This is a genomic window from Microbacterium sp. OR16 (genome assembly GCF_047306725.1).
Classification (GTDB): Bacteria; Actinomycetota; Actinomycetes; order Actinomycetales; family Microbacteriaceae; genus Microbacterium.
On the sequence record NZ_JAZEXK010000002.1, the window covers coordinates 1 to 15361 of the forward strand.

At 70.0% G+C, this 15361-nt stretch carries 13 protein-coding genes; 6 read left to right on the forward strand and 7 right to left on the reverse strand.

The features are described 5' to 3' along the window. Positions 1-196 precede the first annotated feature (196 nt). Genes V2S05_RS10685 through V2S05_RS10700 form a run of 4 tightly spaced genes read left to right on the forward strand, consistent with a single transcriptional unit; the run spans position 197 to position 3866 of the window. Complete coding sequence (locus V2S05_RS10685; protein ID WP_413635276.1) at positions 197-1711, forward strand: sigma-70 family RNA polymerase sigma factor; 1515 nt, start codon at positions 197-199, stop codon at positions 1709-1711. A 9-nt stretch (positions 1712-1720) separates the two neighbouring features. Then, complete coding sequence (locus V2S05_RS10690; protein WP_413635278.1) at positions 1721-2092, forward strand: YrdB family protein; 372 nt, start codon at positions 1721-1723, stop codon at positions 2090-2092. Between the two features lie 6 nt (positions 2093-2098). After that, positions 2099-3478 carry an FAD-binding oxidoreductase gene (locus tag V2S05_RS10695; RefSeq protein ID WP_413635279.1) on the forward strand — a complete coding sequence of 460 codons (1380 nt, stop codon included), beginning with the start codon at positions 2099-2101 and terminating at the stop codon, positions 3476-3478. Then, positions 3471-3866, forward strand: coding sequence for an NUDIX hydrolase (locus V2S05_RS10700; RefSeq protein WP_271638343.1), 396 nt, complete (start codon positions 3471-3473; stop codon positions 3864-3866). Before V2S05_RS10695 ends, V2S05_RS10700 begins: the two co-directional genes overlap by 8 nt. 40 nt (positions 3867-3906) lie before the next feature. On the opposite strand, the gene V2S05_RS10705 is transcribed toward V2S05_RS10700, so the two are convergent. The 3 genes from V2S05_RS10705 to V2S05_RS10715 form a co-directional block, all read right to left on the reverse strand. Then, positions 3907-4686, reverse strand: a complete 780-nt coding sequence (locus tag V2S05_RS10705) for a glucosamine-6-phosphate deaminase (protein ID WP_413635280.1) — start codon at positions 4684-4686, stop codon at positions 3907-3909. Next, positions 4679-4939: a hypothetical protein gene (locus V2S05_RS10710; protein WP_413635282.1), complete on the reverse strand. Its 261-nt coding sequence runs from the start codon at positions 4937-4939 to the stop codon at positions 4679-4681. Before V2S05_RS10710 ends, V2S05_RS10705 begins: the two co-directional genes overlap by 8 nt. A 129-nt stretch (positions 4940-5068) precedes the next feature. After that, the gene (locus V2S05_RS10715) at positions 5069-6250 is read right to left on the reverse strand and encodes an ROK family transcriptional regulator (protein ID WP_413635283.1); all 1182 of its coding nucleotides are present in this window, start codon (positions 6248-6250) and stop codon (positions 5069-5071) included. A gap of 144 nt (positions 6251-6394) precedes the next feature. Between V2S05_RS10715 and V2S05_RS10720 the strand changes: the two genes are divergently transcribed. Next, positions 6395-7891: a L,D-transpeptidase gene (locus tag V2S05_RS10720; protein ID WP_413635284.1), complete on the forward strand. Its 1497-nt coding sequence runs from the start codon at positions 6395-6397 to the stop codon at positions 7889-7891. A gap of 75 nt (positions 7892-7966) precedes the next feature. On the opposite strand, the gene V2S05_RS10725 is transcribed toward V2S05_RS10720, so the two are convergent. Beyond that, positions 7967-10183 (reverse strand): NADP-dependent isocitrate dehydrogenase, encoded by a 2217-nt coding sequence (locus V2S05_RS10725; protein ID WP_413635285.1) that lies wholly within the window; start codon positions 10181-10183, stop codon positions 7967-7969. A gap of 127 nt (positions 10184-10310) precedes the next feature. Between V2S05_RS10725 and V2S05_RS10730 the strand changes: the two genes are divergently transcribed. Then, positions 10311-10769, forward strand: a complete 459-nt coding sequence (locus V2S05_RS10730; RefSeq protein WP_271638349.1) for a GNAT family N-acetyltransferase — start codon at positions 10311-10313, stop codon at positions 10767-10769. Positions 10770-10785: 16 nt separating this feature from the next. Here the strand turns inward: V2S05_RS10730 and V2S05_RS10735 are convergent, their stop codons facing one another. The 3 genes from V2S05_RS10735 to V2S05_RS10745 are packed head-to-tail and all read right to left on the reverse strand — an operon-like array spanning position 10786 to position 15316. Then, positions 10786-11550, reverse strand: coding sequence for a hypothetical protein (locus V2S05_RS10735; protein ID WP_413635286.1), 765 nt, complete (start codon positions 11548-11550; stop codon positions 10786-10788). 53 nt (positions 11551-11603) lie between these two features. Beyond that, on the reverse strand, positions 11604-13412 hold the full coding sequence (locus V2S05_RS10740) for an ABC transporter ATP-binding protein (protein WP_413635288.1): 1809 nt from the start codon (positions 13410-13412) through the stop codon (positions 11604-11606). Continuing rightward, positions 13409-15316, reverse strand: coding sequence for an ABC transporter ATP-binding protein (locus V2S05_RS10745; protein WP_413635290.1), 1908 nt, complete (start codon positions 15314-15316; stop codon positions 13409-13411). The genes V2S05_RS10740 and V2S05_RS10745 overlap by 4 nt, the downstream gene beginning before the upstream one ends. Positions 15317-15361: the final 45 nt, after the last annotated feature.

Consider the following 15361-nt stretch of genomic DNA (forward strand, 5'->3'; position numbering starts at 1 on the left):
ATCCCGCGGCCGCGCGCCGGGCTCTGACCGTTGCGCGGTCCCGACAATCGTCTCCGCGAAATCGTGGGAGCGCTCTTGCACGTTCTCCACAGGGTGTGGCCCGCAGACGCGTTTCGGGTGAGAATGAACGAGGACGTGTGATCGCTCACGCGTCTCTTCTCATGAGAGCGTTCCCGGGGTGGGGGGAGGACAGGCCATGGCATTGCGCGACGCGAGCAGTCCGGCGGTGGCCGATGTCGAGCTCGTGCTGCGCACCAGATCGGGGGATGCCGAGGCCTTCGGCGAGCTGTGGGGTCGCCATCACGCCTCCGGCATGGCTGTGGCCAGGGCGCTGACCTCTTCGACCGCCCCCGACGACCTCGTGCGGGAGGCGTACACCCGCATCCATCAGGCGATCCTCAAGGGCGGCGGGCCCAACGGCTCATTCCGCGCCTATCTGTTCGCGAGCATCCGCAACGCTGCAGCCTCGGGGCGCGGAGCCGACGGCTCGGCTGCGGACGAGATCGAAACCGGATCAGCCGACGAGGCGCTCGACCGCGGACTGATCGCACAGGCGTTCCGCTCGCTGCCATCGCGCTGGCAGGAGGTGCTCTGGTACACCGAGATCGAGCGGATGAAGCCGTCCGAGATCGCACCGCTGCTCGGGATGAGCGCCGGCGCCCTTTCGCAGCTGAGCTTCCGCGCCCGCGACGGCCTGCGCGAGGCCTGGTTCCAGGCACATCTGCGCAGCGTAGGACGAGGCTCCGACTGCCACTGGACGATCGAGAATCTCGGCGCGCATGGGCGCGGCAACCTCAGCGCCCGTGCCCAGCGACGCGTCGACGACCACCTCGAGACGTGCCCACGGTGCACGATCGTGGCGACCGAGGCCGACGACGTGGTCGAGCATCTGCCCGTCGTGCTGCTGCCGCTCGTGCTCGGCGCGAGCGCCGGCGGAGCGTACCTCTCCTCCATCGACGCCGGTTCCGACCCCGCGGGCGCGGCGGCATCGCAGCCGACCGCGATGCCGAGCAGCGTCGTGAGCGGCGTCATCGGCACCACCGCCGAGACGGCGTCCGGCGGCAGCGCGGCGTCAGCCGCGGCGCCCGATGGAAGAACCGGATCGATCCTCGGCATCGGGGCGGTCGTCGGAGCGGGATCGGTCGCCCTCCTGGTCGCGGGAGTCGTCGCGGCCGCAGCGGTGGTGCCGACTCTGATCTCAGGGGCCCCGTCGACATCGCGCCCGAACGCGGCGGATCCGGGCTCGTCACCGATCGCGTCCGAGGTCGAGCCCGACGAATCGATGAACACCGATCGGCCGATGGTGATCCGCGTCGAAGACGGCCGGACCCGACCTGCGCCGCGCATCCCGCCGGCTCCGGTCCCCCACGCTCCGAAGGCGCCCCGCCCCGTCATCCCGGCGCCGGTCCCGGCGACCGAGCCGATCGCGCCGGCGCCGTCTGCATCGCCGTCGCCCCAGCCCGATCCCGGCGCCGCGCCACCCCCTTCGCCCGAGCCCACCCCCACGCCGGATCCGACTCCGTCTCCGGACCCGACGCCAACACCCGGTGACGGCTCTGCGACGGGTGACGGCTCGATGACGGGCGATGAGACGAAACCGGGTGGCGGGACGGCGCCCGATGACGGGACCGTCCACGAGGGTGACCCGATCATCCCCCGTGATGAGGGAGCGCCCGCCGACGGGAATCCGCCGCAGAAGACCGCCGAATAGACTGGGATCATGTCCCAGAACACCGCCGCCGAACCTGGCGTCCAGCGTCCGGCGATCACCCCCCTCGACATCGTCCGCGTTCTGGTGCTGATCGCCGCTCTCGCCTCGCTCGCCCTATGGGGCTTCGGCGAGTGGCCCATGCCCTGGAACATCGTCGTCGGCATCGGAGCACCTGTCGCCACGCTGCTCATCTGGGCGCTGTTCCTCTCCCCCCGCCCCGTGCTGCGCCTGCACCCCTACCTGCGCGCACTGGTCGAGGTGCTCATCTACGTCGGAGTCACCCTGGCCTGGTGGTCGATGGGGCAGGCCTGGGCCGGGATCGCGTTCGCCGTGGTCGCCGTCACGTCCGGAGTCATCGCCGGACGACGAGCGCTGGGCTGATCCGTCGTGCAGCCGAGCACGAGCACGACCGTCCTCGAACGCCTCACCCGCGAACTCGGTGACATCGTCGACACCTCCGCGTCCGCCCTCGACGACGCCCGTGCAGACCGCAGCGGACACCGCTCCGCCGGTGCGCCGATCGCCGTCGTGCACGCCAGATCGGTCGACGACGTGCAGCGCGTGATGCGCATCGCCTCCGCCACGGCCACTCCCGTGGTGGTGCGCGGCGCCGGCACGGGACTGGCCGGTGCCGCGAATGCCGGCCCGGGCGAGATCGTGCTCTCGACCGTGCGGATGGACCGCATCCTCGAGGTGCGGCCGGATGATCTGCTCGCCGTCGTCGAGCCGGGCATCCTGAACGCCGAGCTGAACGCCCAACTGGCCGCCCACGACCTGTGGTGGCCACCGGACCCGGCCAGCCGTGAGATATCGACGGTCGGCGGCAACATCGCGACCGGCGCGGGGGGACTGCTCTGCGCGAAGTACGGCGTCGTCCGCGATGCGGTACTTGGCGTCGACATCGTCCTCGCCGACGGTCGGCTGCTGCGGCTGGGCCATCGCACCGTGAAGGGCGTCACCGGCCTGGATCTGACCTCGCTCGTGATCGGCTCGGAGGGCCGCCTCGGCGTCATCGTCGGCGCCACGCTCAAGCTGCGCCGGATCGTGCAGGGCACGACCTGCACGATCGCCGCATCGTTCCCCACCGTGCGCGACGGGGCCGCGGGCTCGGCTGCCGTCACCGCCGCAGGCGTGCAGCCCGCGATCATGGAGCTGATGGATGCCGCATCCCTCGCCGCCGTGCACGCGCTGCTGCGGCTGCCCGCACCCGCGTCCGGCGCCGCACAGCTGACCATCCAGACCGACGGTCCTGCCGCCAGGGCCGAGGCGGAGCGCATCGCGACCGTGCTGCGTGAGGCAGGCGGCACGGTCGTGCTCTCCGACGACCCGCTCGAGGGTGAACGGCTCCTCGCGGTGCGCCGCTCGATGCATCCGGCGATGGCTGCGCTCGGCACGACCCTGATCGAGGACGTCGCGGTGCCCCGCAGCGCGATGGCCGCGATGTTCGACGAGATCACCCGCATCGAGCGCGAGTTCGACGTCAGCATCCCGACCGTCGCGCATGCCGGCGACGGCAACCTGCATCCGAATTTCATCTTCGAGGGAGAGATCGTCCCGCAGCGCATCTGGGCGGCGGCCGACGAGCTGTTCCGCGCGGCGATCCGTCTCGGCGGCACGCTCACCGGTGAGCACGGGGTCGGTGTGCTCAAGAGCCGATGGCTGGCTGACGAGCTCGGCGAAGACCAGTGGGAGATCCAGCGGCAGATACTCGCCGTGTTCGACCCGCAGGGGATCCTGAACCCCGGCAAGGTGTACGCCGATGCCTGACATCCGCGTCAGCGCCGCGGTGATCGTCGACGATCGAGGCCGTGCACTCGTGGTGCGCAAGCAGGGCACCACGAGGTTCATGCAGCCAGGCGGCAAACCCGAGGCCGGCGAGAGCCCCGCCGGCACTCTCATCCGCGAGCTGGAGGAGGAGCTGTCGCTGCGCGTCAGCGAGGCCGACCTCACCCCGCTGGGGACCTTCGTGTCGGCGGCGGCTAACGAGCCCGATCACCGGGTGATCGCGGATGCATTCGCGCTGCGCGCGCGGGCGGACGATGTGATCGTGCAGGCCGAGCTCGCAGAGCTGCGCTGGCTCGAGCCGGGCGACTGGACGAGCGTTCCGCTCGCGCCGCTGAGCACCGAGCACCTGCTGCCGATCGCCTGGTCCTGATCACGGCGGTCCTGATCCGGGCGACCGGCGGCGGAGTACGTCAGATGCCCTGCCAGGCCGGCTTGTTGTCGTAGCTGTAGCGGTAGTAATCGGCCAGCGCGAGCTTCGAGGCGGCGGCTTCGTCGAGCACGACCGTGACGTGCGCGTGCAGCTGCACGGCCGACGCGGGCATCATCGCGCTGACCGGGCCCTCGAGTGCGGCCGCGACGGCGTCGGCCTTCGCCTCGCCGAAGGCGAGCAGCACCAGGTGGCGCGCGCGCAGGATCGTGCCGAGCCCCTGGGTGATGCAGTGGCGCGGAACCTCGTCGATCGAGTCGAAGAAGCGCGCGTTGTCCTCCCGGGTCTGCTCGGTGAGCGTCTTCAGGCGCGTGGTCGAGGCGAACGACGAGCCGGGCTCGTTGAAGCCGATGTGCCCGTCGGTGCCGATCCCGAGCAGCTGCAGATCGACGCCGCCGGCCTCGATGATGTCGCGCTCGTAGTCGTCACCCGCATGCCGGATGGTCTCGAGATCTCCGTTCGGCACGCGGATCAGCTCGGGGTCGAGCCCGAGCGGCTCGATGACCTCGCGGGTGATGACCGAGCGGTAGCTCTCGGGATGCGCGACGTCGAGCCCGACGTACTCGTCGAGGGCGAAGCCGCGCACGTGCGACACGTCGTGACCTGCCAGGCGATCGCGCAGCGCCTCGTAGACCGGCAGCGGCGTCGATCCCGTCGCGAGGCCGAGCACGGGGCTCTTCACCTCGTCGATGAGCCGGACGATCTCGTCCGCGACGAGGGCGCCGGCGGCGGCCTTGCTCTCGAGGATCACGACTTCAGCCATGAACGGGCATCTCCTTCTCGAAGGGGTCGATCTCGGCGAGCGCAGAGCTCAGCAGCGCGGCGCCGATCGCCGCGACCGGGGAATCGGCGGGCAGCAGCTCGATTCTCTCATCGAGGCGCAGCGTCTGCAGAAACGGTGACTCGGCGGCGTCACGCCGCAGCCACGCGCGGATGCCGATCGAGCGGATGCTCTGCAGGGGCGCTCCGAGCTGGTCGATCAGCTCGGTCGCCGCCGCCACCGCGCCGTCCAGCACGGCCGCGTCGCCCCAGCCCGTCCGCCGGCGGATGCCGCTGAGCCGCGTGCCGTCATCGCTGGCGCGACCCCGCGATCTTCGTGCCGCCCACGTCGAGGCCGATGCGCACGCCGCTCTGAGCCACGCCGATCACGAGACGCCCAGCTGCGCCGAGAGGACCATCACCGCAGCCCCCCTGAGCACGATGTCCGCCTGCTCGGTGAGCCGGATGTCGACGTCGGCGAAGACGCCGTCGAGCGTGCGCGCGTGCAGCATGCGCGTCGCGGCCTCGACGAAGTCGCCAGCGAGCAGGTCGCGAGGTCCGGCGAGCACCACCTGCGACAGGTCGAGCGCTGCGACGATCGGCGCCAGTGCGATGCCCAGCCGTGCGCCGGCCTGCGCGAGGATCTCCGCGCGACGCGCGGGCTCGGCGTCGATCATGCCCTGCAGGTGCGGGATGCTGACCCAGGCTTCGAGGCATCCGCGGTTGCCGCAGGCGCACAGCGGGCCCTCGTCGGTGCCGGTGACGACGTGGCCGATCTCACCGGCGGCGAAGCGGCCGCCGATGATGGCCTGGCCTCCGGCGATGAGTCCCGCGCCGACGCCTCGCCCGATCCTGATGAGCATCAGGTCGGATCGAGCGGCGCCGAAGGTGTACTCGGCGAGCACGGCCGCATTCGCGTCGTTGCGCACCAGCACCGGCAGCGCGAACTCCTCGTGCATGCGCTGCTCGAGCGGGAGATCGCTCCAGCTGAGGTTCGGCGCGCTGAGCACCGTGCCGTCCGTGCGCACGATGCCGGGGCTGCCCACGCCTATGCCGAGCACCGGTCGATCCGCGTCCGCGATGAGCTCACGCACGAGCCGCACCACTCCCGCGTACGCCTGCTCGGCGCCGACGTCGACCGGAAGCGATACGGTGCGACGGTGCAGCATCTCGCCGTCGAGGTTCAGCACGGCGCCCTGGAACGAATCGGTCCCCGAGAGGTCGACGCCGATGATCTGATGACCGTCGCGATCGATGTCGATGACGATCGGCGGCTTGCCGGGGCCCGCCGCCTCGCGCACGCCGATCTCGCGGACGATGCCGTCGGCGATGCACTCCCCCACCAGGTCGGAGATGGTGACGCGCGTCAGACCCGTCTCGCGGGAGAGATCGGCGCGGCTCATCTCGCCGCGGTGGTAGAGCGTCTGCAGCACGAGCGAGCGGTTGTGCGACCTCGCCTGCTCGGGCAGCACCTTGCCTGTCGCCCGCAGTCCGCGAGCACCGCCGAACGAACCGCTGACGATGGCAGGCGCCGTCGCCGCCGATCGGCGATCAATGGAGGAGTTCACATTTGTTAGTACAACTTCCGAACCAGCCCTGCGCAAGAGCGACGCGTCATCGCGCCATCGCTTTACCGAAACGTTACCGTCGGCCGCGCACTCCCCCGCGGACGTTGCCTCCCCGTTACCACCCGTCCCGTACCATGAAAAGACATGTCACGCAGCATCTTGGGGGGTGAGTCCGTGACCGACCTGATCTCCGGCCCCGGCACAGGCCAGTCGAACGCCGTCTCATCGGACGCCGAGATGATGGCTCAGCCGCCGTCGGCCGGCACCCCCGCCATGGAATGGGCGCCCATGGAGCCGGCTCCGAAGAAGCGCCGGATCGGTCTCTGGATCGGTCTCGGCGCCGGTGTGCTCGCCCTGGCAGCGGGCGCCGCATCGCTGATGCTGATCGCGCCCGGCACCACAGTGGCGGGCGTGTCGGTCGGCTTCATGACCCCGGGGATGGCTGCGGAGGCGGTCAGCACGCGCCTGGCGTCGACCGAGGTGCAGCTGACCGGGGCCGGAGCCGGAGAGCGCCTCGCCGGCGCCGACCTGGGCGCCAGCATCGATGCGGCCGGGCTGACCGATCAGGCCTTCGCCGAGCGCCCGATGTGGAACCTCGGCGCGTGGATGGGTGAGCCGATCACTGCCGACGTGACCCTCGACGCCGAGACGGCCGACAGTGCTCTGCGCGCCGCGGTGCCGTCCAGCTACACCCCCGCCACCGACGCGACGGTCGTCTTCGATCCGGCGGCCCAGGCGTACACCGCGACTGCAGCCGAACCGGGCACGGGCGTGTCGGTCGACGATCTGACCACGGCGTTCACCGACGCCGTCACCGCGGGCAGGACCTCGTTCGACTACACCGCCGACCCCGCCGCCGTGCCGCCGCTGATCACCGACGCCAAGGCCGCCGAGACGGTCGAGCAGCTGAACGCGATGCTGGCCGCGGCCGGCTTCTACGTGGGCGAGGAGCGCACGGTGCCGGTGGCGCCCGACGTCGTCGCGTCGTGGCTCACCGTCGAACCCGTCGACGGCGAGCTGCAGATCTCGGCGGATGCCGCAAAGATCCAACCTGCCGTGGATGCCCTGCCCGCACAGGTGAACCGCGACACCGTGAACGCCACCAACATCGTCGACTCCGACGGCAAGGTCCTCAAGGCGCTCACCGAGGGCCTGGAAGGACGCGTGCTCGGCGACACCTCGACGACCGCGGCCGACTTCGCCAAGGAGCTGGGAGGCGGCGACGCGACCTTTGCCCTCCCCGTCACGGCGACCCCGTTCGAATCGACCAGCCTGTTCCGCCGCGTCGAGGTCGACCTCAGCGAACAGCGCACCTACCTGTACGAGAACGAGAAACTCGTGAAGTCGTGGGCGGTCTCCACCGGCACGAACGGCACGCCCACCGACAAGGGCCGCTTCCGCGTGTACGCTCAGCTGCGCACGCAGGACATGCGCGGCAGCAACGCAGACGGCAGCAAGTACGTCACCAAGGGCGTGCCGTACATCACCTACTACAACGGTGATGAGGCGCTGCACGGCACCTACTGGCACTCCAACTTCGGCACGCCGATGAGTCACGGCTGCGTGAACATGAGCATCGACGCGGCGCGCTACGTGTGGGAGTTCGCCACCAAGGGCACCGAAGTCTGGGTGCACGACTGACCCGCCGGCGCCCGTCGGGCGCGCGAATGCAGAAGAGGCCGGATGCTCAGCATCCGGCCTCTTCTGCGTTCCGCGTCAGAGCGCGTCGATCACGCCGTTCAGCGTAGCGGACGGACGCATCGCGGCCTCCACCTTCTGAGCGTCAGGGCGGTAGTAGCCGCCGATGTCGACCGGCTGACCCTGCACGGCGTTCAGCTCGTCGACGATCGTCTGCTCGTTCGCGGCCAGCGTCTCGGCGATCGGCGCGAACGCGGCCGCCAGCTCGGCGTCCTTCGTCTGCTTCGCCAGCTCCTGCGCCCAGTACAGGCCGAGGTAGAAGTGGCTGCCGCGGTTGTCGATGGTGCCCAGCGCACGCCCGGGTGACCGGTCCTCCTCGAGGAAGGTGCCGGTCGCGGCATCCAGCGTCTCGGCGAGGATGCGCGCCTTCTCGTTGCCGGTGCGGTCGGCGAAGTGCTCGAGCGATGCCGCCAGCGCGAAGAACTCGCCCAGCGAGTCCCAGCGCAGGTAGTTCTCACCGACCAGCTGCTGCACGTGCTTGGGCGCCGAGCCGCCCGCGCCGGTCTCGAACAGACCGCCGCCGGCCAGCAGCGGCACGATGCTGAGCATCTTGGCGCTGGTGCCGACCTCGAGGATCGGGAACAGGTCGGTCAGGTAGTCGCGCAGCACGTTGCCCGTCACGGAGATGGTGTCGAGGCCGTGACGCATGCGGGCCAGCGTGTAGCGGGTCGCCTCCTCGGGAGCGAGGATCGTGATCGTCAAGCCCGTGGTGTCGAGCGTCGCGAGCCCCTGGTGCACCTTGGCGATGATCTGCGCGTCGTGCGAGCGGTTCGCGTCGAGCCAGAACACGGCCGGAGCGCCGGTCGCGCGGGCGCGGGTCACGGCCAGCTTGACCCAGTCCATGACCGGGATGTGCTTGGTCTGCGTCGCACGCCAGATGTCGCCCGTGCTGACGGTGTGCTCGATGAGCACGGTTCCCTCGCTGTCGAGCACCTGCACGATGCCGTCGGATGCGATCTCGAACGTCTTGTCGTGGCTGCCGTATTCCTCGGCGGCCTGAGCCATGAGGCCGACGTTCGGCACGGTGCCGATCGTCGCCGGGTCGAGCGGACCGTTCGCGATGACGTCGTCGATCACGGCCTGGTAGACCCCGGCGTACGACGAGTCGGGGATGACCGCGATGGTGTCGGCCTCGCCGCCGTCCTTGCCCCACAGCTTTCCGCCGTTGCGCACCAGTGCGGGCATCGAGGCGTCGACGATCACGTCGCTGGGCACGTGCAGGTTGGTGATGCCCTTGTCGGAGTTGACGTACGACAGGCGCGGTCCGCTCTCGATCGCCCGCTCGAACGCCGCGGCGATCTCCTCGCCGCCGGCCACGGTCGACAGACCCGCGAGGATCGAGCCAAGGCCGTCGTTGGCGCTGAGGCCGGCGGCGGCGAGCTGGTCGCCGTACTGCGCGAAGACGTCTCGGAAGAAGGCCTTCACGACGTGGCCGAAGATGATCGGGTCGCTGACCTTCATCATGGTCGCCTTGAGGTGCACCGAGTAGAGCACGTCGTCGGCCTTCGCCTGCTCGAGGGTCTCGGCCAGGAAGGCGTCGAGCTCGGCGGCTGACAGGAACGTCGCGTCGATGATCTCGCGCGGCAGCACTTTGAGGCCCTCCTTCAGCACGGTGATCGTGCCGTCGGCGGCGACATGCTGGAAGCTCAGCACGTCGTCGTGGGCTGCGACCCACGACCGCTCGTTGCTCTTGAAGTCGTCGTGTCCCATCGTGGCGACCCGGGTCTTCGAGCCCTCGGCGAAGGGCTTGTTGCGGTGCGGGTGCTTCTTGGCGTAGTTCTTCACCGCGAGCGGCGCACGACGGTCGCTGTTGCCCTCGCGCAGCACCGGGTTCACGGCCGAGCCCTTGATCTTGTCGTAGCGGGCGCGGACGTCCTTCTCCTCGAGCGACTGCGGCTCGTCGGGGTAGTCCGGGACCTCGAAGCCCTTCTCCTGCAGCTCGGCGATGGCGGCCTTGAGCTGAGGGATGGATGCCGAGATGTTCGGCAGCTTGATGATGTTCGCCTCGGGCAGCGTGGCGAGCCCGCCGAGCTCGGCCAGCGCGTCGCCGACCTGCTGCTCGGGGGTGAGCTTCTGGGGGAAGGCGGCGAGGATGCGACCCGCCAGGGAGATGTCACGGGTCTCCACCTCGATGCCCGCCTGACCGGTGAAGGCCTTGATGATGGGCAGGAACGACGCGGTGGCAAGAGCCGGCGCCTCGTCTGTGTAGGTGTAGATGATGGCGTCGTCGGTCACCGGGGATCTCCGTTCGCGTGGCAGATTTATCTCGATACCAAGATACCCGAGTCTCCCGCGCGGTCCCCGGTTACGCTCGGAGGCCGCGCTCTCCCACCGATCCCGAGTGACGCGCTAGCCTGGGGTCATGTCGGAACTGCGCGTAGAAGAACTCTCCGCTGCGACGATCGTCGCCGTGAACAATCTGTCGTTGCGTCCGGGGCAGGAGCAGTTCCTCGCTCCGGTGTCGTACGGCATCGCCGCGACGGTCGTGAACCCGCAGACGTCATGGCAGCGCGTGGTGCTGGACGGCGACGAGGTCGTCGGGTTCGTGAGCGCCAGCTTCGATGCGGACACCCCCGATGAGCACTTCCGCAGCGTGCTCTGGCGGATCAACGTCGACGCCGACGAACAGCGCCGCGGCGTGGGAAGCTTCGCCGTGCAGGCGCTGATCGACGAGGCCCGCGCCCGCGGTGTCGACCACGTGAACGTCATCTACGAAGCCGGTGAAGAGGGCCCGGAGGCGTTCTTCCGCCGCGTGGGCTTCGAACCCGTCGGCGAGACCGAGTTCTCCGAGGTCATCGCGCAGATCCGCGTCGACGGCTGACGCCTCTCGGCACCGCTCAGGGCTGACGGCGCCTCTTCGTCGTCCACGCGATCACCGAGTCGGATGTCCGGATCGCCAGGGTGCGGGCGGCGTCCCACAGGGCATCCGGCAGCTCCGCCTCCACCCGCTCACCGCGGGCCGCGCGCTCGGCGATGTCGAAAGCGCGCTCGAGGTCCTCGACGGCTGAGCGGTACGCAGCGAACTCCTCAGCACTCGTGCGCGATTCGGGACTCGGTCGCGCGTCGCGCGCGCGCTGCAGCGCGACGAGGAAAGCCGCCGTGGCCGGATGGCGTCCGTCGCTCATCTGGGGGAACGCGATCGCGCGAGCCGGATCGGTCTCGTATTCCATCCAGCGCGCGAGCAGCGCGTCGTGGCGCCCGCGCAGCCGCTCCAGCGGCAGCAGACCGCCGGCCGACATCGACGAGCGTTCAGTCGAGACGCGCACCCGGCTCGCCTTGACCCTGGCTGCGGCGGCGCGTGCGGCCAGCTGCGCGTCGCGCAGCGCACGGCGGGCGGATGCCACAGCCGGGGCATCCGCCCGGGCCGCGGCCTTGTCGGCGGCGACCCTCGCGAGGTCAGCCCTGGCGATGCGCGCGGCGTCAGCCGCAGCCCGTGCGTCGAGCTGCGCGCGCCGAAGCTCGAGCCGTGCTGCGTCGTACCCGAGTCGTCTGCCGTTCACCGTCCCCCGCCTTCGCACGATCGCGTACCCGGTCGCTCCCGCTCCGGCGGCGGCCGGAGCGACCCACCACAACTCGGCGGTCAGGAGCAGGATCGGGTCCACTCCCCTAACCTAATCTCAGACCGGCGTCTGTGGGCACAGACTGTGACACGGCGTCAGACCAGCGTCTCCTGCCAGGCCGCGTGCAGCTGCGCGAACTTCCCGGCGCCGCCTATCAGGGTGGCGGGGGTGTCGTCCTCGATGATCCGGCCGTGCTCCATCACCAGCACGCGATCGGCGATCGCGACGGTCGACAGGCGGTGGGCGATGATGATGGCCGTGCGGTCGGCGAGCAGCGTCTGCAGTGCCTCCTGGATCAGCCTCTCGGACGGGATGTCGAGCGACGCCGTCGCCTCGTCGAGGATCAGCACCGCCGGGTCGGCGAGGAACGCGCGCGCGAAGGAGATCAGCTGCCGCTGCCCGGCGGATACGCGGCCGCCGCGTTTGTTGACATCGGTGCTGTATCCGTCCGGCAGAGACGAGATGAACTCGTCGGCACCGACCGCACGCGCGGCGGCGCGGATCTCCTCGAGCGTCGCGTCGGGGCGGCCGAGTGCGATGTTGTCGGCGACGGTACCGCTGAACAGGTACGCCTCCTGGGTCACCATCACGATCGCGCGACGGAGGTCCTTCGGGTGCAGCATCCTCAGATCGACGCCGTCGAGGGTCACGCGCCCCTCGGTCGGGTCGTAGAAGCGCGAGACCAGCTTGGCGAGGGTCGACTTGCCCGCGCCCGTGGTGCCGACGAGGGCGATCGTCTGGCCCGCCGGGATGTCGAGCGAGAAGTCGGGCAGGATCGTCTTGTCGGCGTTGTACGCGAAGGTGACGTCGTCGAAGCGGATCGCGCCGCGCGACTCCCACAGGTCCACCGGCTTCTCCGGGTCGGGCACGGTCGGCTGCTCCTCGAGCACACCGGACACCTTCTCGAGCGCCGCGGTGGCGGACTGGTACGAGTTCAGGAACATCGCGATCTCCTGCATCGGCGCGAAGAAGTTGCGCACGTACAGCACAGTCGCGAGCAGAACCCCGACACCCAGTGCTCCGTCGGCGACGCGCAGGCCGCCCCACAGCACGACGGCGGCGAGGGTGAGCGCCGCGATGCCCATCAGCCCGGGCTCGAACGTGCCGAACAGCACCATCGAGCGCCGGTTGACGTCGCGGTAGTCGCCCGCCACTTCGCGGAAGGAGGCGTCGTTGCGCGGCTCCTTGCGGAACGACTTGACGGCGCGGATGCCTGTCATCGTCTCGACGAACTGCACGATCACCTTGGCGCTGATCACCCGCGACTCGCGATAGACCACCTGGGAGCGGCTGTAGAACCAGCGCATCAGCGCGACCAGCGGGACCCCGGCGAGCAGCAGGATCACGCCGGACTGCCAGTCCGCGATCGCCAGAGCGATGAAGGTGAACAGCCCGAACAGCATGCCGGAGACGAGGTTGTTCAAGCCGCCGTCGAGCAGCTCGCGGATGGAGTCGAGATCGCTCGTCTGACGCGAGATGATCCGGCCCGAGGTGTACGACTCGTGGAACTCCAGGCTGAGGCGCTGGGTGTGCAGGAAGATCCGCTTGCGCAGATCGAGCAGCACCGCCTGTGTGATGCGGGCCGCGAGCACGACGTACAGCCCGATCAGCGCCGAGCCCAGGATGCCGGCGACGAGGTAGACGACGGTGACGGTGATCGCGGGCATCCAGTCGGCCGTCTGCAGCAGCTGCGGCAGCGCGCGGTCGAGCGCGATGCCGATGAGGATGGGGCCGGCGACCTGCAGCGCCGTCGAGACGACGAGGACGAGCGCGGCGATGACGATGCGCAGCCGCAGCGGCGCGATGAGCGAGCCGAGCAGGCGCAGCGAGCGCTGCCGGATCTCGCGGCTCTCGGCCCTGGTGTAGTCGGAGCGGTCTTCGCCCTGCGTGCCTGCGATGCTCACGCCTGCACCTCCTCGTCGTCCATGTGGGTCGCTGAGCCGTCGTCCACGCGGGTCGCTGAGCCTGCCGAAGCGTCGGTGATGATGTCGATCGCGCCCGTGCGCGCCGCCTCCTCCGCCTCGAGGCTCGAGATGACATGCCGGTAGTGCGAGCTGGTGCGCAGCAGCTCGGAGTGGGTGCCCACCGCAGTGATGCGCCCCCGCTCGAGCAGCGCGACCCGGTCGGCGAGGGCGACGGTCGACGGACGGTGCGCGACGATCAGCGCGGTCGTCTCGGCGAGCACGTGCCGCAGCGCCTCCTCGACCAGCGCCTCGGTGTCGACGTCGAGAGCCGAGAGCGGGTCGTCGAGCACGAGCACCTTCGGGTCAGCGGCTACGGCCCTGGCGAGCGCGAGTCGCTGACGCTGCCCGCCCGACAGGCTCAGCCCCTCCTCGCCGATGACCGTCTCGACCCCCTCGGGCAGGGTGTCGACGAACCCGGCCTGGGCGACGTCGAGTGCCCCACGCAGCACGCGCTCCGCCTCGTCGCCGTGGATGTCGAGGTCGGCCCGGCCCAGCAGCACGTTCTCTCGCACGGATGCCGAGAACAGCGTCGCGTCCTCGAACGCCATCGCCACGTGCCGACGCAGCTCCGACAGCCCGAGGTCGCGCACGTCGACGCCGTCGAGCGTGACCCGGCCGGCCGTCACGTCGTACAGACGAGCGGGCAGGGTGGTGAGGGTGGTCTTGCCGGAGCCGGTGAGCCCGACCAGCGCCATGGTCTCGCCCGGGCGCAGCACGAGGTCGATCCCGTCGAGCAGGTCGCGTTCGTGCGCGCCGGCGTCCTGGTAGCGGAAGTGCGCGCCCTCGAACGCCAGCTCACCTCGGGCCTCGGCCAGCCGCACCGGCTGCGCGGGGTCGGTGATGGTGTTCGTCTCCTCATAGATCTCGAACACGCGATCGGTCGCGGTGCGCGCGTCGAGCATGAACGAGAACAGGAAACCGATCGACTCGATGGGCCAGCGCAGCACCGCGGCCATCGCGAAGAAGGCGAACAGCTGCGGCACGTCGATCTGTCCCTGAACGATCAGCCAGATTCCCGCGATGAGGCTGAGCCCGAAGGCGATCTGCGGCATGAGGTCGAGCCAGAACCAGATCTCGGCGACCGCGCGCCCCTTGCGCAGCTCGGTCTCGCGCAGCGTCTCGGCCTGGCGGCTGAACCGCACCAGCGCGTGCTTGCCGCGGCCGAACGCCTTCAGCACACGGATGCCGTGCACGCTCTCCTCGACGCTGGTGGCCAGATCGCCCGCCTGGTCCTGGCTGCGCCGGGCGAGCGCGCCGTAGCGCTTCTCGAAGAGGTACCCCTGGATCCACATCGGGATGCCGGTGATGAGGAAGATCGCGCCGAGCAGCCAGTGCCAGCGGAACAGCAGCGCGGCGCCGATCGCGATGGTGAGGATGTTGACCACGAGCAGGATCAGCCCGAACGCGAGCCAGCGGCGGATGATGTTGATGTCCTGCATCATGCGGCTGAGCAGCTGTCCCGACTGCCAGCGGTCGTGGAAGGCGACGGGAAGGCCCTGCAGCCGCGAGTACAGCTGGGAGCGCATCTGGTACTCGACCTCGGTGGCCGGGGTCAGCACGAACCAGCGCCGCAGCCACACCATGATCGCTTCACCGAGCGAGAGCGCCAGCACGCCGAACGCTCCGACGAGGACGAACCCGATGGATCCGTCGACGCCTGCCCCCTGATCGAAGTTCTTCACGACCTGCTCGAGCACGATCGGGATCATCAGCGCGATCACGGCGGCGGCGAGCGCGCTGAGCGCACCGCCGATGAGGCGGCCGAGGATCGGCTGCACGAAGGGCTTCAGCCGCCAGAGCGCGGCGAATGTGGACAGGGACGACGAGGACGAGCTGGCAGACATGACTCTCGGTTGCGTGACGTGTGGGTGACGAAGAAGGTGCGAATG